The following is a 22,483-nucleotide window of genomic DNA, read 5'->3' as shown; positions in this document are numbered from 1 at the left end:
TAAGACATAAAACTGCAAACGGGTTGTAGAAGGGTCCCTGGGCCCGGGATATGTTTGAAAGAGCCCGCCGGAGGGCCTCGGCGCGCCGCCGCGGGCCGTCGCCGGTCCCGGGTGGCAGGGGACGGGCCTCCCAGAGCAGGGCCGCGGCGGCGTCGGTCAGCTCGGTGGCCACGCCGAAGCGCTCGGCGAGCAGCAGCTCGTCGCGGCGTACGCGGGTACGCAGCAGACGCCGGCTGAGCCGGCGCAGCCGGACCGCCTCGTCACCGCGGTCCAGGGCGGCGCTGAGCCTGCGCCGCGCCGCCTCCGCCCCGGGTCCGCCGACGGCGTCGAGGGCGTCGGCAAGGGCGTCGAAGATCCGGGCCAGCGAGGCGCGCTCGCCCTCCAGCGCCCCGCCGGACGGGCGCGGCGGCCGCAGCACGAGCCGCAGCAGGAGCAGGCAGCCCGCCCCGGCGAGGAACCACAGCGCCTTGTACCAGGGCCCGCCGGGCAGCGGCAGGCCCATCCCGATCACCAGGGCGGCCAGCCCCTGCATCCCGGCCCGCGAGCAGACCGGGCCGATCACGCTGACCGCGCCCGACACCGCGCCCACCGCGAAGAGCACCGGCAGCCCCCACCACCCGCTCAGGGCGTCCTGCGTCGCGGCACCCACCAGCACGCCGAACGCGGCGACGAGCGCGGGCAGCCCGATGTGGACGACGCCCGTCCTGCGGGTGCCGGGAAGGTCGTTGAAGCCCGCGAACAGGGCCCCGAGTCCGGCCAGCACCCCGATCTCGACGCGTCCCACCGCGATCCCCAGCGCGAGCAGGGGCCCGGCCGCCAGCGCCCCGCGCAGCACGGCAGGCCAGGGCACCGGCCCTCGCTGCCAGCGCAGCGGATGGGCCAGCCAGGTCGGCAGGGCGACGGGCCGGCGGCCGGGGCCACGGGGCAGCACGGGCATCCTCACGGGACAGGAACGATCTCGGCGTCAGGAAAAGACGCAGGCCAACAGGGTTCCGGGCCCTCGCCTCCCCCACCTCAGCCTATCGGCCGCGGGAGACCCGGCACCGGCCTGGGCCCCGTCGTCAAAGGAGCTCCCCCCAGCTTCGCTGGGAGGTGCCCCCTGGTGCGGTGCATCGCAAGGCGGAGGATCGTCCTCGTAGTGGGCTACTCGGACGATTCGACAACTCCCCCGGGCCGAAGGCTGGGGGAGCGCCGTGCCTGGGGGTACCTCCCAGCGCCAGCTGGGGGAGCGCCGCGGGGTGGGGGCACCCCCGGCCGAAGGTTGGGGGAGGGACCTTGACGACGGGGCCTAGTACCGCGTGACCGCGGTCCCGCCGCGGCCCGGTTCCGTGCCGATCGCGATGTGGGGGTCACGGCCGGGGTCGGCCCAGGCCAGGATGCGGCGCATGGCGCCGGCCGGGACCGAGACGCAACCCGCCGTGGCGGCGCGGCCGTTCACGTGGAGGAAGATCCCGGCGCCGCGTTCGCGGACCGGGTGGCGGTAGTTGAAGCCGATGACGAGGGCGTGCGCGTACTGCCGCCCGAAGTCGGCGAGGTGCTCGGACTCCCCGGGGGCGCAGTCCTCGGGCAGCGGTTCGACCCAGCGGTTGTAGGAGTCCGAGGCGTTGTCCTGGCACCACCAGGAGTCCTCGGTGACCGGCAGGTACCGCGTCGTCGTGCCGGGGGGCGGGGCCTTGGTGCCGAACGCGAACGGGAGGTCGTACAGCCCGGTCGGGGTGGTCGAGGTGTCCTGCACCCGGGTCCCGCCCTCGACGAGGCCGCCGCCGCCGAAGCGGGCGGCCGCGGAGCCCGCGGCGACCCAGCGGCCGTCTCGGCGGTCCCACCAGGTGAGCGTCCCGGTGGTGGCCTCCGAGGAGGCGGCGACCGCGGTGATCAGCTGGGTGCCGCCGCCGGTGTCCGCCATGCGGTCCGGCAGTGCGGGCGGCGACCAGGGGACCGCGGCCGCCGTGCCGGCCACGACGGCCGGCACGGCGAGGCGCGTCAGTGCCGCGCGCAGGCTCAAGCGGGGAGCTGCGCCTCGATGGCGGCGACGATCTCGTCGGCCTCGGGCTCGGTGCGGGGGCGGAACCGGCCGACGACCTGGCCGTCGCCGCCGACGAGGAACTTCTCGAAGTTCCACTGGACGTCGCCCGCCTGGCCCTCGGCGTCGGCGGTCTCGGTCAGCGCGGCGTACAGCGGGTGCCGCTGCTCACCGTTGACGTCGGCCTTCTCGTAGAGCGGGAAGCTCACGCCGTAGGTCGCGGAGCAGAAGGTCGCGATCTCCTCGGCCGTGCCCGGCTCCTGGCCCGCGAACTGGTTGCTGGGGAAGCCCAGCACGGTGAACCCACGGTCGGCATACCGCTTCTGCAGCCGCTCCAGGCCCTCGTACTGCGGGGTCAGACCGCACTTGGAGGCCACGTTGACGATCAGCAGGGCCTTGCCCCGGTGGTCGGCGAGGGAGGCGGGCTCACCGGTGAGGGTGCGCAGCGGGATGTCGTAGATGCTCACGTTCGGATCTCCTCGTTTGGGGCGCGGACGGACCACAGGTCGTCCATTCAACCCCGGTCACGGTGCCGATCTTCCCATGGGAGGGGGTCCGCGGCACGACCGCGGCGTGACGTCAGTGCTCGGTGACCCGCCCGGAGTCGACCCGGATGCGGCGGGTGGTGTGGACGGCCTCCAGCATGCGGCGGTCATGGGTGACCAGCAGCAGGGTGCCGTCGTAGGAGGCGAGGGCGGACTCGAGCTGCTCGATGGCCGGCAGGTCGAGGTGGTTGGTGGGCTCGTCGAGGACGAGGAGGTTGACGCCGCGGCCCTGCAGGAGGGCGAGGGCGGCCCGGGTGCGCTCGCCCGGGGAGAGGGTCGCGGCGGGGCGCAGCACGTGGGCGGCCTTGAGGCCGAACTTGGCCAGCAGGGTGCGGACGTCGGCGGGGGCCGTGTCGGGGACCTCCGCGCAGAAGGCGTCGAGCAGCGACTCGCCGCCGAGGAAGAGCCTGCGTGCCTGGTCGACCTCGCCGACGACGACTCCGGGCCCGAGGTGGGCGGCGCCGGCGTCCAGCGGGACGCGGCCGAGGAGGGCGGCCAGGAGGGTGGACTTGCCGGAACCGTTGGCGCCGGTGATGGCGACCCGGTCGGCCCAGTCGACCTGCAGGTCGACGGGCCCCAGGGTGAACCCGGAGCCGCGGTGGACCTCGGCGCCGCGCAGCGTGGCGACGACCGCGCCCGCGCGGGGCGCGGCGGCGATCTCCATGCGCAGCTCCCACTCCTTGCGGGGCTCGTCGACGACGTCGAGGCGTTCGATCATGCGCTGGGTCTGCCGGGCCTTGGCGGCCTGCTTCTCGGTGGACTCGGAGCGCAGCTTGCGGCCGATCTTGTCGTTGTCGCTCGCCTTGCGGCGGGCGTTGCGGACGCCGTGCTCCATCCAGTTGCGCTGCATCCGGGCGCGGGACTCCAGGGCGGCCTTGGTGTCGGCGTACTCCTCGAACTCCTCGCGGGCGTGACGGCGGGCGGTCTCCCGCTCCTCCAGGTAGGCGGCGTAGCCGCCGCCGTAGGTGTTGACCTGCTGCTGGGCGAGGTCGAGTTCGACGACCTTGGTCACGGTGCGGGTGAGGAACTCGCGGTCATGGCTGACGAGGACGGTGCCCGCCTTCAGGCCCCTGACGAAGGCCTCCAGCCGCTCCAGGCCGTCGAGGTCGAGGTCGTTGGTGGGCTCGTCAAGCAGGAAGACGTCGTAGCGGCTCAGCAGCAGGGACGCCAGGCCGGCGCGGGCGGCCTGGCCGCCGGACAGCGCGGTCATCGGGAGGTCGAGGCCGACGGTCAGGCCGAGCGAGTCGGTGACCTCTTCGGCGCGCTCCTCGAGGTCCGCGCCGCCGAGGGCGAGCCAGCGCTCCAGGCCGTCGTTGTAGGCGTCGTCGGCGCCGGGCGCCCCGTCGACCAGGGCCTGCGTGGCGGCGTCGAGCTCGGCCTGGGCGGCCGCGACCCCGGTGCGGCGGGCCAGGAAGGCCCGTACGGTCTCGTCCGGGCGGCGTTCTGGCTCCTGCGGGAGGTGGCCGACGGTCGCGGTGGGCGGGCTGAGCCGCAGCTGCCCCTGCTCGGGTGTGCTGAGGCCCGCGAGCAGGCGCAGCAGCGTCGACTTCCCGGCACCGTTGGCACCGACCAGGCCGATGACGTCGCCGGGGGCGACGACGAGGTCGAGGCCGGAGAAGAGGACGCGGTCCCCGTGGCCGGCGGCGAGATCCTTGACGACAAGAGTGGCACTCATCAGGCTGCCGATGCTATCGCCCCGCCGGCCCGCGCCCCGCGGCCCGTGTGCGGCCCCCGGGACGGCCGCCGGCCGTCCCCGATCCAGGGAGGACCAACCGTGCCGAGCAACAAGGCCCTCGTCCGCCGTCCGGGTCCGCGCCTCGCCGAGGGGCTGGTGACGCACGTCGAGCGCTCCCCCGTCGACACCGGCCTCGCCGCGCGCCAGTGGGAGGGGTACGTGGCGGCGATGCGCGTCGCCGGCTGGGAGACGGTGGAGGTGCCGGCCGCCGACGACTGCCCGGACGCGGTCTTCGTGGAGGACCCGGTGGTCGTCTTCCGCGACGTCGCGCTGCTCGCCCGGTCCGGTGCCGTGTCCCGGCGCCCGGAGACGGCCGGGGTCGGGGAGGCGGTGGCGGCGCTGGGGCTTTCGGTCGACCGGGTGCGCGAGCCGGGCACCCTGGACGGCGGGGACGTGCTGAAGACGGGGGACACCGTGTACGTGGGCCGGGGCGGGCGGACCAACGCCGAGGGCGTCCGGCAGCTGCGGTCCGTGTTCGAGCCGCTGGGGGCGCGGGTGGTCGCCGTTCCCGTCACCAAGGTGCTGCATCTGAAGTCGGCGGTGACGGCGCTGCCCGACGGCACGGTCATCGGGTATCCGCCGCTGGTTGACGACCCGTCGGTCTTCCCCCGCTTCCTGCCGGTGCCGGAGGAGGCGGGGGCCCACGTGGTGCTGCTCGGCGGCGGGCGGCTGCTGATGGCGGCGAGCGCGCCGAGGAGCGCGGAGCTGCTGGGTGATAGGGGATATGAGCCCGTATCAGTGGATATCAGTGAGTTCGAGAAGCTCGAGGGATGCGTGACCTGCCTGTCCGTTCGCCTGCGGAACCTGTACGCCTGACGGCGGGTTGCCTTTTCAGTGGCACCTAACCTACGGTTTCGTAACTTACGATTCCGTAAGCACTCTCAGCGAACCGCCAGGAGCCCAGCGTGACCATTGCCCCGTCCCAGAGTGCCGGTTCGGAAGCATGGAGTGACACCAGGCTGCTGTACGCCTTGGAAGAGGTCGTCGAGACCGAGATCAACCGTCACCTGAAGGCGGCCAAGGAGTGGATGCCCCACGAGTACGTCCCGTGGAGCCAGGGCCGCGACTACGACGGTGTGATGGGCGGCGAAGCCTGGGCGCCCGAGCAGTCCAAGGTCACCGAGATCGGCCGGATATCGCTGGTGGTCAACCTGCTCACGGAGGACAACCTCCCCAGCTACCACCACGAGATCGCCACCCTCTTCGGCCGGGACGGCGCCTGGGGCACCTGGGTCCACCGCTGGACCGCGGAGGAGGGCCGGCACGCCATAGTGATGCGGGACTACCTGCTCACCACCCGCGCCGTGGACCCGGTGGAGCTGGAGCGGCTGCGCATGCACCACATGTCGGAGGGCTTCGAGTCCGACAACGCGCACAGCATGCTGCACTCGGTGGCGTACGTGGCGTTCCAGGAACTGGCCACCCGCATCTCGCACCGCAACACGGGCCGCGAGTCGGGCGACCCGCTGTGCGAGCGCATGCTGGCGCGCATCGCGACCGACGAGAACCTGCACATGGTCTTCTACCGCAACCTGCTGGCGGCGGCGCTGCAACTGGCGCCGGACCAGGCGATGCAGGCGATCCGTGACGTGGTCGTCGGCTTCCGGATGCCGGGGCACGGGATGCCCGGCTTCGAACGCTCCGCGGCGCGGATCGCCATCGGCGGCATCTACAACCTCCGCATCCACCACGACGACGTGCTCCAGCCCGTACTGCGGCACCTGAAGGTGCTGGAGACCTCGGGGCTCGGCCCCGAGGGCCTGAAGGCACAGGAGGAACTGGGCTTCTTCATGGGCGAGCTGGACAGCCAGGCCCGCAAGTTCGAGGAGCGCCGGGACGCCCTGATGGCCCGGCGGGCCGCGCGCGCCTGACCGAGCGGTGCGCGGTGGGGCGCCTCCCCGGAGGCGCCCCACCGTGGCGGGCCGGTCAGCGCGCCAGCGTGGCGACCTCGCCCGTCATCCAGATCAGGCGTTCGCCGTTGTGCTCGAACGCGCGCCGGCTCACCATGCCCATCCGCAGGTAGAAGCCCTCGGCCCGCGGCTCCGCGCCGACCCCGAGCAGGCGCGCGTCCAGCGCGACCGCCCGCCGCACCAGATGGCCCCACAGCAGGCCCCCGACCCCGGTGCCGATGGACGTCCGGTCGACGAACAGCAGACCGATCCCCAGGTAGTCCTCGTGCTCGTTGAGCGTGTAGAAGCCGACGGGCACGCCGTCCTGCTCGGCGACGGTGGCGTGCCGAAAGGCGATGTCCGCCGCCGTGAGCTTCGGCGTCACGTCGGGGACGTCCTCCACGCGACCGCCCACCCAGTGCGACTTCGACCTCAGGACCAACGCGTCCAGGAACGGCAGCTCCTCCGAACGGGCCGGACGGATCACGACACCTTCCATGCCACGAGCGTGGCAGCGCGCGGGCCGCGGCGTCATGGGTTTTCCGGCCCCGGCCCGGACCGGGGGCCCCGACCCACCGGGGAAGGCATGGGCTCCGATGACATCCTTGAGCGGTGTTCCCCTCCGGTCGCTCGGGCGCGGTGTTCTTCGACGTCGACGGCACCCTCGTGCCCGGCACGAGCTCGTCGGCCTTCCTGGCCGGCTTCCTCGGCCATCGGGACGAGTTGACCGCGGCCGAGGACGCCTACGCCAGGGGCGCCATGGACAACCGGCAGGTCTCCGAGCTGGACGCCGCCGGCTGGGCGGGCGTGCCCGAGGGGCGGGTCGCCGGGTGGCTCGACGGGCTCCCCCTGGTCCCGGGCATCACGGAGACGGTGGCCTGGTGCCGGAGGAACGGACTGGCACCCGTGCTGGCGACCCTCGCCTGGTCGCCGGTCGGCGCCCACCTGAGCGAGCGCTTCGGCTTCGACGCGTTCAGCGGCCCCCGGTTGGAGACCTCCGGCGGCCGGTTCACGGGCCGGGTCGCCCGGCACTTCGACGAATACGGCAAGAGGGACTTCGCCCTCGCCCACGCGCGAGGGCTGGCCCTGGCCCCCGGCGCCTGCGGGGCCGTCGGCGACAGCCGCTCCGACCTGCCGCTGTTCGCCTCCGTCGGGCTGAGCGTGGCGTTCAACGCCTCGGCGGACGCCCGGGCCGCGGCCACCGTCCCGGTGGACGGCGAGGACCTGCGGGAGGTGCTTCCCGCCCTGAGCCGCCTGGTCGCGGCGGTTCGTTGACGACGGGACTCAGCCGTGGGCGGGGCCCAGGGCCCAGGCCGCGGCGGAGAGCGTCGCCATCGACAGCAGCGTGGAGAGCATGACCGCGTCCCGGGCGAGGGCCGTACTCAGGTCGTACTGGCGTGCGTAGATGAAGACGTTCTGGGCGCTCGGCAGCGCGGAGAGGATCACCACCGCGAAGAGCTGCTGCGCCGGCAGGTGCAGGACGAGGCTGCCGACGGCCCATGCGGCCAGGGGCTGGACGAGGGTCTTGATGAGGACGGTGACCCCGATCTCCGCCCGGATCGCCGGGCCCGTGGCGGCCGGGCGGCCGTGCAGCGACATGCCGAGGGTGATCAGCGCGGTCGGCACGCCCGCGTCGCCCAGCAGCTCGACGGAGTGGCCGAGCGCTGCGGGGAGCCGCCAGCCGGCCGCGGAGAACGCGCAGCCGAGTGCGGCACCGAGGATGACCGGGGTGCGCAGCGGCATCAGCAGCATGCGCGCGGCACCGCCACCCGCCCGCCCGCGCCCGGCGGCGCCGGTACCCGCGTCGAGGACGGTCAGGATCACCGGGGTGACCAGCAGCACCTGGAAGAGCAGTACCGGGGCGACGAACGAGGCGTCGCCGAGGATCTGCGCCGCGACCGGGATGCCCAGGTTGGCGGAGTTGACGTACCCGGCCGCCATGCCGCCGATCGCCTGGTCGGGCAGGCGCCGCCCGAAGAGCCACCGGCTGACGGCGAACCCGAGCAGGCACGCCAGGGCCGTTCCGGCCGCGAAGGCGATCACGGACGTGTTCGCGAAGGCGTCCAACGGTGTTCCGGCGACCGTGGCGAAGAGGGCGGCCGGCATGGCGACGTGGAAGACGAACCGCCCGAGGACGGATTCCGCCTGCTGCCCCAGCAGCCCGGTCCGGCCGACCACGTAGCCCGCCGCACTGAGGGCCCATATGGGGACGAAGCCCGACAGGAGGGGCGGCAGGGCGTGCATGGAACCTCGGGTCGTCCGGTGAGCCGTAGGGCGCGGTCCCGGGATCGCCGGGCGGCCCGGTGCAGTCAATCAGGCGGCCTCCGGGCCGCCGCACCGGGGCCCGGGCGGAAAATCATGCAAGCACGCTTGATTGTTTCCTGCCGCGGTGCCAGCCTGTGACGCGCACGGCTTCGCTGACGCTGCGTCATTCAGGGGGACCTTTGTCCGACCCCACACCCGTACTGGACGATCTGCGGGACGAGAGCGAGGGCCTGGACGCCCTGGTCGCCCCGCTCGGGGAGGGCGCCTGGGCGGCGCCGACGCCCGCTCCGGGGTGGACGATCGCGCACCAGATCGCCCATCTGGCCTGGACCGACCGGCAGTCCGTGCTGGCGGTCACCGACCCGGAGGGCTTCGGCTCCGTGGTGGAGAAGGCCGCCGCCGCGGTCGACACCTTCGTCGACGCCGGCGCCGAGGAGGGCGCGGCGCTGCCGCCCGCCGAGTTGCTGGCGCGCTGGCGCTCGGGGCGGGCGGAGCTGCAGGCCGCGCTGCGGGCGCAGCCGCCCGGGACGCGCTTCCCGTGGTTCGGACCGCCGATGAGCGCCGCGTCCATGGCCTCGGCCCGGCTCATGGAGAGCTGGGCGCACGGCGAGGACGTCGCGGACGCCCTCGGCGTCCGCCGACCGCCGACCGCGCGGCTGCGGCACGTGGCGCGGATCGCCGTACGGGCCCGCGACTACGCGTACTTCGTCAACGGGCTGACCCCGCCCGCCGGGGAGTTCCGGGTCGAGCTGTCGGCCCCCGACGGCACGCTGTGGGCGTACGGCCCGAAGGACGCAGCGCAGCGCGTCACGGGCCCGGCGCTGGACCTGTGCCTGCTGGCGACCCGCCGCCGGCACCGCGCCGACCTGGCCGTACGTGCCGAGGGCGAGGACGCCGACCGCTGGCTGGACATCGCCCAGGCCTTCGCGGGACCGCCCGGGCGGGGTCGCGAGCCGCGTGAGGGAGGAACGGCGTGAACGCCGAGAACCGTACGACCATGCTGGAACGCCTCGCCGAACTGGAGGCCGAGCACGAGAAGGCGCTCGCGGGCGGCGGACCCAAGTACGTGGACCGGCACCGGTCGCGGGGGAAGCTGACCGCCAGGGAGCGGGTGGAGCTGCTGCTGGACCAGGACAGCCCGTTCCTGGAGCTGTCGCCGCTCGCGGCCTGGGGCAGCGACTACCCGGTCGGCGCGTCGCTGGTGACCGGGATCGGCGTGATCGAGGGCACCGAGTGCGTGATCACCGCCAACGACCCCACGGTGCGCGGCGGGGCGAGCAACCCGTGGACGCTGAGGAAGGCCCTGCGGGCCAACGAGATCGCGCTCTCCAACCGGCTGCCGCTGGTCAACCTCGTGGAGTCGGGCGGCGCCGACCTGCCCAGCCAGAAGGAGATCTTCATCCCGGGCGGCGCGCTGTTCCGGGACCTGACCCGGCTGTCGGCGGCCGGCATCCCCACCGTCGCCGTCGTGTTCGGCAACTCCACGGCCGGCGGCGCGTACGTCCCCGGGATGTCCGACCACGTGATCATGGTCAAGGAGCGCTCCAAGGTGTTCCTCGGCGGCCCGCCGCTGGTGAAGATGGCCACCGGCGAGGAGAGCGACGACGAGTCGCTGGGCGGGGCGGACATGCACGCCCGTACCTCCGGCCTCGCGGACTACTTCGCGCTCGACGAGCCCGACGCCCTGCGCACCGCCCGCAGGGTGGTGGCCCGGCTCAACTGGCGCAAGCAGGGCCCCGCCCCGGCCGCCGCCTACGACCCGCCGCTGTACGACGAGGACGGGCTGCTGGACATCGTCCCAGCCGACCTGAAGACCCCCTTCGACCCGCGCGAGGTCATCGCGCGGGTCGTGGACGGCTCGGAGTTCGACGAGTTCAAGCCGCTGTACGGGCCGAGCCTGGCGACCGGCTGGGCGCGGGTGCACGGCTATCCCGTCGGGATCCTCGCCAACGCGCAGGGCGTGCTGTTCAGCGCCGAGTCGCAGAAGGCCGCCCAGTTCATCCAGCTCGCCAACCAGCGCGACATCCCGCTGCTGTTCCTGCACAACACCACCGGCTACATGGTGGGCCGCGAGTACGAGCAGGGCGGCATCATCAAACACGGCGCCATGATGATCAACGCGGTGTCCAACTCGAAGGTCCCGCACATCTCCGTCCTGATGGGCGCGAGTTACGGCGCCGGGCACTACGGCATGTGCGGCCGGGCGTACGACCCGCGCTTCCTGTTCGCCTGGCCCAGCGCCAAGTCGGCCGTGATGGGGCCGGCGCAGCTCGCGGGGGTGCTGTCCATCGTGGCGCGGCAGTCCGCGGCCGCCCGGGGCCTGCCCTTCGACGAGGAGGCCGACGCCGGGCTGCGGGCGATGGTGGAGCAGCAGATCGAGTCCGAGTCCCTGCCGATGTTCCTGTCGGGGCGGCTGTACGACGACGGGGTGATCGACCCGCGCGACACCCGCACGGTGCTCGGCGTGTGCCTGTCGGCGATCCACAGCGCACCGGTCGAGGGCGCCCGTGGCGGCTTCGGCGTCTTCCGGATGTGAGGAGCACCTGACCGTGATCGCATCAGTGCTGGTGGCCAACCGCGGCGAGATCGCCCGCCGTGTCTTCCGTACCTGCCGCGACCTGGGCATCGCCACGGTCGCCGTCCACTCGGACGCGGACGCGACCGCCCCGCACGTACGGGAGGCGGACGCCGCCGTGCGGTTGCCGGGCGACGCGCCCGCCGACACCTATCTGCGCGGCGACCTCATCGTGAAGGCCGCCCTCTCCGCGGGCGCGGACGCCGTCCACCCGGGCTACGGGTTCCTGTCGGAGAACGCCGAGTTCGCCCGGTCCGTCATCGCGGCGGGCCTGACCTGGATCGGGCCCACACCGGAGGCCATCGAGGCGATGGGCTCCAAGACCCGGGCCAAGCGGCTGATGGCCGAGGCCGGCGTCCCGGTGCTGGAGGCCGGTCCAGGCGACCTGCCCGTGCTGGTCAAGGCGGCGGCGGGCGGCGGCGGACGCGGCATGCGCGTCGTCCGCGAGGCGGCCGACCTGGAGCAGGAGCTGTCCGCCGCCCGCGCGGAGGCGCTCTCCGCCTTCGGGGACGGCGAGGTGTTCCTGGAGCCGTACGTCGAGGACGGCCGGCACATCGAGGTGCAGGTGCTGGCGGACACGCACGGCACCGTGTGGACGCTGGGCGAGCGCGACTGCTCGGTGCAGCGCCGCCACCAGAAGGTGGTCGAGGAGACCCCGGCGCCCGGCATCACCGACGGGCTGCGCCGGACACTGCACGAGGCGGCCGGGGCGGCGGCGCGGGCCATCGGCTACGTCGGCGCGGGGACGGTGGAGTTCCTGGTGTCGGCGGACGGCCGGCCGTACTTCCTGGAGATGAACACCCGTCTCCAGGTGGAGCACCCGGTGACCGAGTGCGTCTTCGGCGTGGACCTCGTCGCGCTCCAGCTGGACGTCGCCGAGGGCGGGCGGCTCCCGGCCGCTCCCCCGGCGCCCTCCGGGCACGCGGTCGAGGCCCGGCTGTACGCGGAGGACCCGGCCCGCGACTGGCAGCCGCAGACCGGCGTCCTGCGCCGCTTCCGGGTGCCGCGGGCGCCGGGGCTGCGGGTGGACGCGGGCTTCGGCGACGGCGACCGGATCGGCGTGCACTACGACGCGATGCTCGCCAAGGTCGTCGCCCACGCCCCCACCCGCCCGCAAGCGCTGCGGCTGCTCGCTCGCGCCCTGGAGCGGGCCCGCGTGCACGGCCTGGTGACCAACCGCGACCTGCTCGTACGGGTGCTGCGCGACCCGGACTTCACCGCGGGGCGGCTGTCGACGGCCTTCCTCGACCGGCTCGGCCCGGCGCCGGCGCAGGACGGGGCCGCGCTGCGGCTGTCGGCCCTGGCCGCCGCGCTCGCCGACGCCTCGGGACGCCACCCGCTGGGCGGCTGGCGCAACGTACGGTCGGCGCCGCAGTCCAAGACCTACCGCGCCGAGCCGGCTGGCGCGGAGTACGAGGTCCGCTACCGGCTCGGCCGCGACGGCCTCGCCGCCGAGGGCCACCCGGACGTACGCCTGCTGGAGCACGGGCCGGGACACGTGGTGCTGGAGGTCGCCGGGGTGCGCCGGGCCTTCGACGTCGCGGTCTACGGGGACGAGGTGTGCGTCGACGGCCCGTCGGGCTCCCACCGCTTCACCGCGCTCCCCCGCTTCCCCGACCCGCAGACCCAGCTCGCGCCCGGCTCGCTGCTGGCCCCGATGCCGGGGACGGTCGTCCGTGTCGCGGACGTCGCCGTCGGCGACAAGGTGGCCGCGGGGCAGCCCCTGCTGTGGCTGGAGGCCATGAAGATGGAGCACCGCGTCGCCGCCCCGGCGGACGGTGTGCTCACCGCACTGCACGCCGAGGCCGGCCGCCAGGTCGACGTCGGAGCCGTACTCGCCGTCGTTCAGGAGGATTCCCCATGAGCGGTACGCCCGCTGTGAACGGACCGACAGGCACCTTCGACAACGTCCTGCTGGAGAGCGAGGAGCGGCGTGCACTGCGCAAGGCCGTCTCCGACCTGGGGCGCCGCTATGGGCGTTCGTACTTCCTCGACGCCGTCCGCGAGGGGCGGCACACCGACAAGCTGTGGCAGGAGGCCGGCGCGCTCGGCTACCTCGGCGTCAACCTGCCGGAGGAGCACGGCGGCGGGGGCGGCGGCCTGGCCGAACTCGCCATCGTGCTGGAGGAACTGGGCGCCGCGGGCTGCCCGTTGCTGCTGCTCATCGTCTCCCCCGCGATCTGCGGCACGGTCATCGCGCGCTTCGGCACCGAGGAGCAGAAGCGCCGGTGGCTGCCCAGGCTCGCGGACGGCTCGACGCGGATGGCGTTCGGCATCACCGAGCCGGATGCCGGTTCCAACTCGCACCGCCTGACGACCACGGCCCGCCGGGACGGCTCGGACTGGCTCCTCACGGGCCGCAAGGTCTTCGTCTCCGGGGTCGACATCGCCGACGCGACGCTCATCGTGGGCCGCACCGAGGACGCCCGTACGGGAAAGCTGAAGCCGTGCCTGTTCGTCGTGGAGCGCGAGACGCCGGGCTTCGAGTTCCGGCCGATCGACATGGAACTGTCGGCGCCCGAGAAGCAGTTCCACATCTACCTGGACGACGTGCGGCTGCCCGCCGACGCCCTGGTGGGCGACGAGGACGCGGGGCTGCTGCAGCTGTTCGCGGGCCTCAACCCCGAACGCGTCATGACGGCCGCCTTCTCGATCGGCATGGGCCGCTTCGCGCTGGACGCCGCCGTGGACTACGCCCGCACCCGGCAGGTGTGGAAGGCACCCATCGGCTCGCACCAGGCCATCGCCCACCCGCTGGCGCAGGCCCACATCGAGCTGGAACTGGCCCGGCTGATGATGCAGAAGGCCGCGTTCCTGTACGACGCCGGGGACGACATGGCGGCCGGTGAGGCCGCCAACATGGCGAAGTACGCGGCGGCCGAGGCGGGCGCGAAGGCCGTCGACCAGGCCGTGCACACCCTGGGCGGCAACGGGCTGACGGCCGAGTACGGGCTGGCCTCCCTCCTCACGGCGTCGCGCGTGGGTCGCATCGCGCCGGTCAGCCGGGAGATGATTCTCAACTACGTCTCGCACCACACGCTGGGTCTGCCCAAGTCCTACTGAGCACGTCCTACCGAGGAGGGGGGAACGGCCATGGCACAGCCGGCCGTGTTCCACAGCGAGTACCCCGCGGTTCCCGCCATCGACCTGCCGATCCACGAGGCCGTGCTGGGCCACGCCGCCGGGTTCGGCGACCGGCCCGCGCTCGTCGACGGGGTCGAGGGCACGACGCTCACCTACGCGCAGCTCGACTCCTTCACCCGCCGCATCGCCGCGGCGCTCGCGGAGTCGGGCCTGCGCAAGGGCGACGTCCTCGCCCTGCACAGCCCCAACACCATCGCCTACCCGCCGGTCTTCTACGGCGCCACGCGCGCCGGGGCGGCCGTCACGACCGTCCATCCGCTCGCCACGGCCGAGGAGTTCGCGCGGCAGCTGCGGGACAGCGGCGCCTCGTGGATCGTCACCGTCTCGCCGCTGCTGGAGACCGCCCGCAAGGCGGCGGAGCAGGCGGGCGGCGTGCGGGAGATCCTCGTCTGCGACAGCGCCGAGGGCCACCGCTCGGTCCTGGACCTGCTGGGCTCCACCGCCCCCGAGCCGGAGATCGCCTTCGAACCGGGCGAGGACCTGGCCGCGCTGCCGTACTCCTCGGGCACCACCGGCGTACCCAAGGGCGTGATGCTGACCCACCGCAACATCGCCACCAACCTGGCCCAGCTGGACCCGACGCTGTCGATGGGGCCCGGGCACCGCATCCTGGCCGTGCTCCCGTTCTTCCACATCTACGGGCTCACCGCGCTCATGAACGCACCGCTGCGCAAGGGCGCCACCGTCGTGGTGCTGCCGCGCTTCGACCTGGAGCAGTTCCTGAAGGCGGTGGCGACCCACCGCGTACAGGGCCTGTTCGTGGCCCCGCCGATCGTGCTCGCGCTCGCCAAGCACCCGGCGGTCGCCGCGCACGACCTGAGCTCGCTGGAGTACGTGCTGTGCTCGGCGGCCCCGCTCGACGCGGAGCTGGCCCATGCCTGCTCCAAGCGGCTGGGCCTGCCGCCGATCCTGCAGGCGTACGGGATGACGGAACTCTCCCCGGGCACGCACGTGGTGCCGCTGGACTCGCGGGACGCGCCACCCGGCGCGGTCGGCAAACTGCTGCCCAGCACCGAGATGCGCATCGTGCCGCTCGGCGAGGAGGACGAGGACGCCGCCGCCGAGGGCACCGGGGAGATCCACATCCGCGGTCCGCAGGTCATGAAGGGCTACCTGGGACGGCCCGAGGAGACCGCCGCCATGATCGACGAGGAGGGCTGGCTGCACACCGGCGACGTCGGCCGGGTGGACGCCGACGGGTGGCTGCACGTCGTCGACCGGGTCAAGGAGCTGATCAAGTACAAGGGCTACCAGGTGCCGCCCGCCGAACTGGAGGCGGTGCTGCTCACCGACCCGCGGGTGGCCGACGCCGCGGTCATCGGCGTGGTGGACGAGGACGGCAACGAGATCCCCAAGGCGTACGTGGTGCCGCAGCAGGGCTCCGGCCTCACGCCGGACGACGTGATCGCGCATGTGGCCGCGCAGGTCGCCCCGTACAAGAAGGTGCGCCGGGTGGAGTTCACCGACGCGATACCGAGGGCCGCGAGCGGCAAGATCCTCCGGCGTGAACTGCGCGCCCGGGAAAGGGGAACCACCTGATGACCGACGACGCCGCGGCACCCTGCGTGCGCAGCGCGCACGACCGGGGAATCACCACGCTCACGCTGGACTCCCCGCACAACCGCAACGCGCTGTCCGCACGCATGGTCGACGAGCTGTCCGACGCGCTGGCCCGGGCCGGCAAGGACCCGGCCACGCGGGCGGTGCTGCTCACGCACACCGGCGGCACCTTCTGCGCGGGCGCGGACCTGAAGGAGGCGGCGTCGCCGGAGGGGCCGCGGCGGCTGGTGGCGCTGCTGCGCGCGATCGTGGAACTGCCCAAGCCGGTCGTGGCGCACGTGACCGGTCACGTGCGCGCGGGCGGCCTCGGGCTGCTGGCGGCCTGTGACGTCCCGGTGGCGGGGGCGGGGGCGAGCTTCGCCTTCACCGAGGCGCGGCTCGGCCTCGCCCCGGCCGTCATCTCACTGACGGTGCTGCCGCGCATGGACGCCCGGGCCGCCGCGCGGCACTACCTGACGGGCGAGGTCTTCGACACCGCGGAGGCCGTCCGCACCGGCCTGGTCGCCGCGCCGGAGGAGGCGCTGGACGGCATCCTCGCCGGGCTGCGCGCGGCCTCGCCGCAGGGGCTCGCGGAGTCCAAGGCGCTGACGACGGCCGCCGTGCTGCGCGTCTTCGACCGGGACGCGGCGCAGCTGACCGAGCGGTCGGCCCGGCTGTTCGGCTCGCCCGAGGCAGCGGAGGGGATGCGGGCGTTCCTCGAACGGCGGGCCGCACCATGGGCGCTGTGAGCGCCGGCACCCGTATGCCCAAGCAGGACCGCAGCCGCGCCACCCGGCAGCGGCTGCTGGGGGCCGCCGTCGCCTGCCTGGCCGAACGCGGCTGGGCGGGCAGCACGGTGACCGTGGTCGCCGAGCGCGCGGGGGTGTCGCGGGGCGCGGCCCAGCACCATTTCCCCACCCGCGAGGACCTGTTCACCGGGGCGATCGAGTTCGTCGCCGAACAGTGGCTGGTCGCCCTGCGCGAGCACGCGCACGCCCTCCCCCGCGACGGCGTGCCCCGCACGCACGCCGTGGTCGGCATGGTCGTCGACCTCTACACGGGGCCGATCTTCCGGGCCGCCCTGCACCTGTGGGTCGCCGCGGCGAACGAGGAGCAACTGCGGCCCCGGGTCACCTCGCTGGAGGCGCGCATCGGGCGGGAGGCGCACCGGCTCGCCGTGGAGATGCTCGGCGCGGACGAGGCGGTGGCCGGGGTCAGGGAGACCGTCCAGGCCACCCTCGACATGGCCCGGGGCCTGGGGCTGGCGAACCTCCTCAGCGACGACAGCGCCCGCCGGGCGGGCATCGTCCGCGAGTGGTCGGCGGTCCTGGACGGGGTGCTGCGCCGCGGAATCTGAGTCGCCCCCTGTCGGTGCCGGGTGAGACGATCACGGCATGCTGAACGAGGGGGTGTCCGCCGGCGGACTGGGCTTCCTGCTGGGTCTCGTCGACCCGGCGCTCGCCGCGCGTGCGCGGAGCCGGACGGGTGTGCCGGAGGAGGATCCGGCGGCCGTCGCGAAGCCCCCGGAGCACCTGATGTGGGGCCCGTCGTGGCACAACCTGCCGGCGTCGGTGCTCTGGTGGATCCTGCAGGAGGACGATCCCCGGACCAACGCGCTGGTGTACCACCACTGGCGGACCGACGACCGCGTCCGGTACGACATCCTCAACGGCCTTCCGTACGGACCGGATCGCTCCCGACGAGTGCAGGTGCACGCGGACCTCGCGCACTTTCCGGCGCCGGAACTCGCCCTGCCGGCCGGGCCGGAGGCGCTGGTCGCCGCGCTGCGTGCCGTGACGGGCATGTCCCAGGGCCGAGCCGCCGCGTTGACGGTGGGGCGGGACGACTGGGCCGCGGTGGCCGAGGCCGACCGTGAGCAGCCGCTGCCGGGCTACGCCCGCTGGGCACTGGCGATCCGCCCCGACTGCCCGCCGGAGCTGCGCACGCAGTTCGGCACGCACCGCAAGTTCACCAACCGGCTCCGCGACGCGGGCGTGGTGGACGGCCCGGCGGCATACGCGACCGGCACGCGTCCGGCACGCGACGCCCTGCACGTCCTGGCCATGGGCCGCTGGGCGTTCCCGCTGCGGCTGCCGGAGGCCGCCGACGCGCTGCGGCCGCTGGTGCGCGCGGAGCTGGGCGGCAACACCGAGGCGTGGGCGGTGCTGACGCAGCTCCTGCCGACGTTCACGGGCACGCTGCCGGAGCTGATCTCGACGGCGGGGGCGATCGCAGGGGGCGCCGGGGAGGGAGCCGACGGCCCGTTGTCAGTGGCCTCTGGTAACACTGAGTCACCAAGGGACCAGGAGGGTCCGGGGCACGAACGTGGGGGGCCGACATGGGATTCGACGAGCGCGGGCGACGACCCGTGGTCGACCTCGCCGACCGGCGGGCGCTGGAGCAGTGGCATCCGGCGGATCCGGTCGTCGTGGCGGAGGCCGAGCGGCTGAAGGAGGCCGCGCTGCTGGACTTCGGGCTGACCGAGTCGGCGGTCGCGTCCTGGCTGTACGCCAAGTGCCCGCACCAGATCCCGACCACGGCCGTGGACACCGCGGCGGTGGTGGCCTCGGGGGACGGCTCGGTCCTCCTGCTGTACAACCCCGCGTTCTTCGTCGACCTGGGGCTGGACGGGGTCAAGTTCGTCCTCTTCCACGAGGCCCGGCACGTGGTGCACCGGCATCTGTTCGCCGAGCCCGCACTGCGGGAGGACCCGGTCTTCTCCACCGCGGCGGAGGTGGCGATCAACCACGTGGCGCTGGTCCGCCTGCGGCGGCAGGCCCTGCCGCTGCGGGACGGCCGGCCGACGGGCGTCGATCCGCACGAGGTCCACGCCGCGTACGAGCGGGATCTGACGGAGCAGGGGCTGACACCCCTGTCCTATGCGGAGTTCGTCGAGACCGACATGGGCGTCTACACCGAGCTCAAGCGGATGAAGCACCCGCCGGTGCCCCTGACGTCGTCGTGCGTGCACCTCGAGGGTGAGGGCGTACCGGGCGACCAGGGCACCATCGACGCACTGGTCTCCTCCTCCCTGCTGAACTCGCTGCTGGCCGCGCGCCGCGGGCACACCGGAGCCGAGCGCGAGCTGCTGGACCTCATGGGCCGCACCGAGGACGCCTCGGAGCGCACGGCCCGGCTGTGGGGACAGCTGGGCGCCGGGACGCTGCGCGGCGAGACCGTCAGGACCCGGCGGGTGGACTGGTGGCAGCGGTGGCTGGTCGACGTGGTCGCCTCGAAGCTGCGCGTGGGCGAGCGGCTGGTCTACCCGAAGAAGCGGGGCGCGCTGCTGGCGGCGCTCGGCCACGACCCGATGCTGTCGCGGCGCGGCCCCGTGCGCGACAAGGTGCTGGTCATCGCCTACGACACCTCGGGGTCCATGCCGGGTTCCGTCATCACCTGGCTGACCGAACTCGTCGGGCGGATCGACGGCGTGGAGGCCCACTGGCTCTCCTTCGACGGCGTCGTGATGCCCTTCGCCCCCGGCGAGCGGGTGTACGGCGGCGGGGGCACGAGCTTCCAGGCCGTGGCCGACTACGTGGAGGGCCGTACCGAGGTGAACGGGCGGCGCTTCGAGGAGCGTCCGGACGCGGTGGTCGTACTGACCGACGGCTACGCCCCGCACATCACGCCGCAGGAGCCCGACAAGTGGATATGGCTGATCACCGAGGGCGGCGACGACTGGCCCGACGCCCACACCCCGCCCATGGCCTGCCACCGCGTGACGACAGGAGCGAAATGACCACCACCGCGGCGACCGCCACGGCCGGCCCCCGGCCCTGGCAGGCCAACGCCACCTATCCACGGCCGCCCGAGGGCCGGCCGGAGGCCTCCCGGCTGGAGTCGTTCATCGACGCGATGATCGACATGGGGCAGACGGGGCAGGTCTTCGGTGAGCACGGCATCGGCAAGACCTCGACGTTCTTCTCGCACGTCGCCGAGGCCCATCCGCACGCCGAGCTGGTCTACGTGCCCGCCGCCAACCTCACCCCGGACGACCTCCTGGTGAACGCGCCGGTCCGCGACCCGCACTCGGACGAACTGGTGCTGCGCCAGCTGGTGATGAGCCAGCTACGGCCGGGGCGTCCGTTCGTGCTGCTCATCGACGACTCGCTGCAGGCCGGCGAGACGATCCAGTCGCAGCTGATGCAGATCGCCTGCAACTGGACGCTCGGCGAGTACGACCTGCGGGCGCTGGGCTGCGTCGGGGTGTTCCTCAGCGACAACGAGTCGCTGTCCGAGACGGCCGCGCGCCGCGGCGACCTGGCCGTCCTCGACCGCATGGTCACGGTGCGGGTGACCGCCAACGACACGGCGTGGCGGCGCAAGCTCGCCGAGGAGTACCGGGACTGGGACCTGAACGGGGTCTTCGCCCTGTGGGCGTCGCTCGGCCCGGCGGTCCGCGAGCTGCTCTCCCCGCGCACCCTCGACCACGTCCTCGCCAACGCGCGGGAGGGGTTCCCGCTGCGCTGGGGGCTGCCGCTGGTGGGCGGCGAGCGGCTGCGCCTGGCGGAGCCCCGGCCGGACGGCAGGCCGGGGCAGGACCGGACGTCGGAGATCCTGGACCGGATCGCCGCGGAGCTCGGCGTGCCCAACCCGGCGACCGTGCCGGACCCGGTGCGCTCGGTGGTGCGGGCGGCACTGCGCAACCGGTGGACGGTGCTGCTCCAGGGGCCGCCCGGCTGCGGCAAGACCGAGGTGGTGCGCGAGACGCTGCGCGAGGACCTGGGCCGTGACCCGCTGTACTTCTCGCTGCCGGTCACCAACGTCGAGGACCTGTGCGCGCCCGTCCCGGACCGGGACGGCTCGCTGGACACCCTGCTGGCGCAGAAGTTCACCGGGAGCGAGGCGAAGGCGATCGTCTGGGACGAGTACAACCGGCCCAAGGACAAGGCCGCGTTCGCCAAACTGATGGAGATCACGCAGGAGTGGTCGCTGGCGGGGCGCCCGATCGAGAACCTGCGTGCCCAGATAGCGGTGCAGAACCCGCCGTACCATCTGGGCCGCCGGCTGATGGTGTCCCGCAACAACATCGCCCAGGCGACGCGCTTCACGGCCTCGCTCACCGTCGAGCCGGGCGACATCCCGGCCAACGAGTGGCTGATCGCGCGGTACGGCAGCCTCGCCGAGACCGTGCTGGAGTGGTGGAAGCACGACATCGACGACGACGGCCGCGCCTGGATCACCAAGCGCACCATCGAGCGGCTGATCAAGCTCCACCAGCGCGGTCTGCCCCTGCAGATGGCGACCGTCTACCTCGGCGACGGCGAGTACGCCCCGGTGCCGCTGACCGCACTGGTCGACCGGCTCGCCAACCGCTCGGTGACCGGGCTGCGGGAACTGGCGCGGGACGTGGACGCCTGGGAGGCACGGCTGCGGCGGGCCCGGGAGGAGTCCGGGGAGGGCAACGACGAGAGCGACGTCGTCCACCAGGTGATCGCCAACGCGGAGCTGTCCCAGCTCAAGCGGCACCGCAAGGCCGTCGCCCGGCTGGTGGCGTTGCTGCCGCCCAAGCTGCGCTCGACCTACCTGGTGGGCGCCTCGGAGCAGACGCAGCGCTTCTGGATCGAGACCTTCGCCCGCATGCCCCGCTGATCAGCGCGCGGTGCGGTGGACGCTGCGCACGGCGGCGACGTCCTCGGGCACGGCCGGCGAAGGCAGGTGCGCGCTGAGCGCGTCCAGCCGCCGCCGGACGCTGGTCGCGATGCCCTTGCCGAGGACGTAGCGGGTCGCGGTCGCCGCCGCCGGGGCGGCGTCGAGCAGACGGTGCGCCTCCCGGCTGCGCATTCCGGTGTGGGTCAGCACGAGATGGGTCAGCCGGTGCGGCGCCGAGGTGAGTGCCGCGGCCATCGCCGTGGCCGCCTCGACGTCGACCTGGTTGTCCGCGGCGCCGAGGACGCGGGCGGCCTTGACCCGTCCCAGGTCCAGGAGTTCCACACCCGCGGCCGTCGCGGCGGTGACCAGGCGGGCGCAGGCCACCGGTCCGATGCCGTTGCTGGCCACGGAGAGCCGGGTGAGCCGGCCGTGCGGCGCCCGGGCGAGGGCCTCGGCGAGCACGAGGGCGCCCTCGTCGCCGAGGCCGGCGGCCGATACGTACAACTCGGCAACCGCTCCTGCCGTGATGACGGTCCCGAGGCAAGCGGCTCCGGCCGTGCCGAGCGCGTTGCCACCGACGAACAGCCGCTCCACGGCTCGTCCCGACCGGGCGGCGACGACCAGGGCGTCGGCCAGTACGGCGAGGCCCGCGGCGTCGAGTCCGGTCTGTACGAGGTCCAGGGTGCGCAACGACCGTGCCGACTCGACGAGTCCGGCACCCGCCTCGCCCGCGCCGCCGCCGAGCGGGTTGCGCTTCAGCCAGACCCCGGTGACGGCCTGCGGTGAGGCCCGCAGGTTGTCCGCGACGCGGCAGGCGCCACCCGCGGTGATGCCGTTGCAGCCCAGGTAGAGCGTCTCGACTCCGGTGCCCCCGGCGCGTTCGGTGACGGCGGCGGCGCCCGTGTCCCCCAGTCCGTCGGTGCCGAGCAGCAGGTGGCGTACGGCACCGGTGGCGGGTGCCTGACGCAGGGCCTCGGCGACGGCGGCCGCCCCCTCCGGGCCCAGCGCCTGCTTGCACAGGTCGAGGCGCCCGTCGGGCAGGGCGGTGCCGGCCGGGAAGTCCCGGCGTTCGGCCACGCCCTCGCCGCCGCGCAGCCAGCCCAGCAGCGGTTCGAGGTCGGCGTGCGGGCGCGGCACGATCTCGGGGACGCCCGCGTACGGGGGCCGGTCGTCCGTCAT

19 protein-coding genes and 1 pseudogene are annotated in these 22,483 nt (G+C 73.8%); 13 read left to right on the top strand and 7 right to left on the bottom strand.

Annotation, left to right across the window (positions count from 1 at the left end; all coding sequences use genetic code 11):
- The 4 genes and pseudogenes from PV350_RS17890 to PV350_RS17875 all read right to left on the bottom strand — a co-directional run.
- A pseudogene (locus PV350_RS17890) lies at positions 1-937 on the bottom strand (FUSC family protein); the annotation flags it as partial.
- A 351-nt stretch (positions 938-1,288) separates the two neighbouring features.
- A complete protein-coding gene (locus tag PV350_RS17885; protein ID WP_500334772.1) occupies positions 1,289-2,002 on the bottom strand; it encodes a L,D-transpeptidase family protein in 714 nt (237 codons plus the stop codon).
- Positions 1,999-2,487, bottom strand: a complete 489-nt coding sequence (locus tag PV350_RS17880) for a glutathione peroxidase (RefSeq protein ID WP_499515182.1) — start codon at positions 2,485-2,487, stop codon at positions 1,999-2,001. The genes PV350_RS17885 and PV350_RS17880 overlap by 4 nt, the downstream gene beginning before the upstream one ends.
- 112 nt (positions 2,488-2,599) lie before the next feature.
- On the bottom strand, positions 2,600-4,240 hold the full coding sequence (locus PV350_RS17875; RefSeq protein WP_499515181.1) for an ABC-F family ATP-binding cassette domain-containing protein: 1,641 nt from the start codon (positions 4,238-4,240) through the stop codon (positions 2,600-2,602).
- 99 nt (positions 4,241-4,339) lie between these two features.
- Here PV350_RS17875 and ddaH point away from each other — a divergent pair, with 99 nt between their 5' ends.
- Together ddaH and PV350_RS17865 are read left to right on the top strand one after the other, a co-directional pair.
- Positions 4,340-5,116, top strand: coding sequence for a dimethylargininase (ddaH, locus tag PV350_RS17870; protein ID WP_500334770.1), 777 nt, complete (start codon positions 4,340-4,342; stop codon positions 5,114-5,116).
- Between the two features lie 89 nt (positions 5,117-5,205).
- Positions 5,206-6,171, top strand: a complete 966-nt coding sequence (locus tag PV350_RS17865; RefSeq protein WP_499515179.1) for an acyl-ACP desaturase — start codon at positions 5,206-5,208, stop codon at positions 6,169-6,171.
- Positions 6,172-6,226: 55 nt separating this feature from the next.
- Here the strand turns inward: PV350_RS17865 and PV350_RS17860 are convergent, their stop codons facing one another.
- Complete coding sequence (locus tag PV350_RS17860) at positions 6,227-6,688, bottom strand: GNAT family N-acetyltransferase (protein ID WP_500334768.1); 462 nt, start codon at positions 6,686-6,688, stop codon at positions 6,227-6,229.
- Positions 6,689-6,828: 140 nt separating this feature from the next.
- Between PV350_RS17860 and PV350_RS17855 the strand changes: the two genes are divergently transcribed.
- The gene (locus PV350_RS17855; protein ID WP_500334776.1) at positions 6,829-7,464 is read left to right on the top strand and encodes an HAD family hydrolase; all 636 of its coding nucleotides are present in this window, start codon (positions 6,829-6,831) and stop codon (positions 7,462-7,464) included.
- A gap of 9 nt (positions 7,465-7,473) precedes the next feature.
- On the opposite strand, the gene PV350_RS17850 is transcribed toward PV350_RS17855, so the two are convergent.
- On the bottom strand, positions 7,474-8,433 hold the full coding sequence (locus PV350_RS17850; RefSeq protein WP_499515177.1) for an AEC family transporter: 960 nt from the start codon (positions 8,431-8,433) through the stop codon (positions 7,474-7,476).
- Between the two features lie 200 nt (positions 8,434-8,633).
- Here PV350_RS17850 and PV350_RS17845 point away from each other — a divergent pair, with 200 nt between their 5' ends.
- Genes PV350_RS17845 through PV350_RS17800 form a run of 10 tightly spaced genes read left to right on the top strand, consistent with a single transcriptional unit; the run spans position 8,634 to position 21,304 of the window.
- Positions 8,634-9,431 (top strand): TIGR03084 family metal-binding protein, encoded by a 798-nt coding sequence (locus PV350_RS17845; protein ID WP_354795259.1) that lies wholly within the window; start codon positions 8,634-8,636, stop codon positions 9,429-9,431.
- A 20-nt stretch (positions 9,432-9,451) separates the two neighbouring features.
- Positions 9,452-10,990, top strand: coding sequence for an acyl-CoA carboxylase subunit beta (locus tag PV350_RS17840; RefSeq protein WP_500334774.1), 1,539 nt, complete (start codon positions 9,452-9,454; stop codon positions 10,988-10,990).
- Between the two features lie 13 nt (positions 10,991-11,003).
- Positions 11,004-12,893 (top strand): acetyl/propionyl/methylcrotonyl-CoA carboxylase subunit alpha, encoded by a 1,890-nt coding sequence (locus PV350_RS17835; protein ID WP_500334766.1) that lies wholly within the window; start codon positions 11,004-11,006, stop codon positions 12,891-12,893.
- The gene (locus PV350_RS17830; RefSeq protein WP_500334764.1) at positions 12,890-14,092 is read left to right on the top strand and encodes an acyl-CoA dehydrogenase family protein; all 1,203 of its coding nucleotides are present in this window, start codon (positions 12,890-12,892) and stop codon (positions 14,090-14,092) included. Before PV350_RS17835 ends, PV350_RS17830 begins: the two co-directional genes overlap by 4 nt.
- A 30-nt stretch (positions 14,093-14,122) precedes the next feature.
- Positions 14,123-15,712, top strand: a complete 1,590-nt coding sequence (locus PV350_RS17825) for a 4-coumarate--CoA ligase family protein (protein WP_500334762.1) — start codon at positions 14,123-14,125, stop codon at positions 15,710-15,712.
- The gene (locus PV350_RS17820) at positions 15,712-16,461 is read left to right on the top strand and encodes an enoyl-CoA hydratase family protein (RefSeq protein ID WP_499515173.1); all 750 of its coding nucleotides are present in this window, start codon (positions 15,712-15,714) and stop codon (positions 16,459-16,461) included. Before PV350_RS17825 ends, PV350_RS17820 begins: the two co-directional genes overlap by 1 nt.
- Complete coding sequence (locus tag PV350_RS17815) at positions 16,449-17,069, top strand: TetR/AcrR family transcriptional regulator (protein WP_500334760.1); 621 nt, start codon at positions 16,449-16,451, stop codon at positions 17,067-17,069. Before PV350_RS17820 ends, PV350_RS17815 begins: the two co-directional genes overlap by 13 nt.
- A 37-nt stretch (positions 17,070-17,106) precedes the next feature.
- Positions 17,107-18,162: a hypothetical protein gene (locus PV350_RS17810; RefSeq protein ID WP_499515171.1), complete on the top strand. Its 1,056-nt coding sequence runs from the start codon at positions 17,107-17,109 to the stop codon at positions 18,160-18,162.
- A complete protein-coding gene (locus PV350_RS17805) occupies positions 18,051-19,451 on the top strand; it encodes a vWA domain-containing protein (protein ID WP_500334758.1) in 1,401 nt (466 codons plus the stop codon). Before PV350_RS17810 ends, PV350_RS17805 begins: the two co-directional genes overlap by 112 nt.
- Complete coding sequence (locus tag PV350_RS17800; protein ID WP_500334756.1) at positions 19,448-21,304, top strand: ATP-binding protein; 1,857 nt, start codon at positions 19,448-19,450, stop codon at positions 21,302-21,304. The genes PV350_RS17805 and PV350_RS17800 overlap by 4 nt, the downstream gene beginning before the upstream one ends.
- On the opposite strand, the gene PV350_RS17795 is transcribed toward PV350_RS17800, so the two are convergent.
- Complete coding sequence (locus PV350_RS17795; protein ID WP_500334754.1) at positions 21,305-22,483, bottom strand: leucine-rich repeat domain-containing protein; 1,179 nt, start codon at positions 22,481-22,483, stop codon at positions 21,305-21,307.

This window comes from Streptomyces sp. PA03-6a (assembly GCF_033792765.1).
Taxonomy (GTDB): domain Bacteria; phylum Actinomycetota; class Actinomycetes; order Streptomycetales; family Streptomycetaceae; genus Actinacidiphila.
Note: the sequence above shows the minus strand (reverse complement) of the source record. Positions and strands in the feature narration are given on the sequence as shown.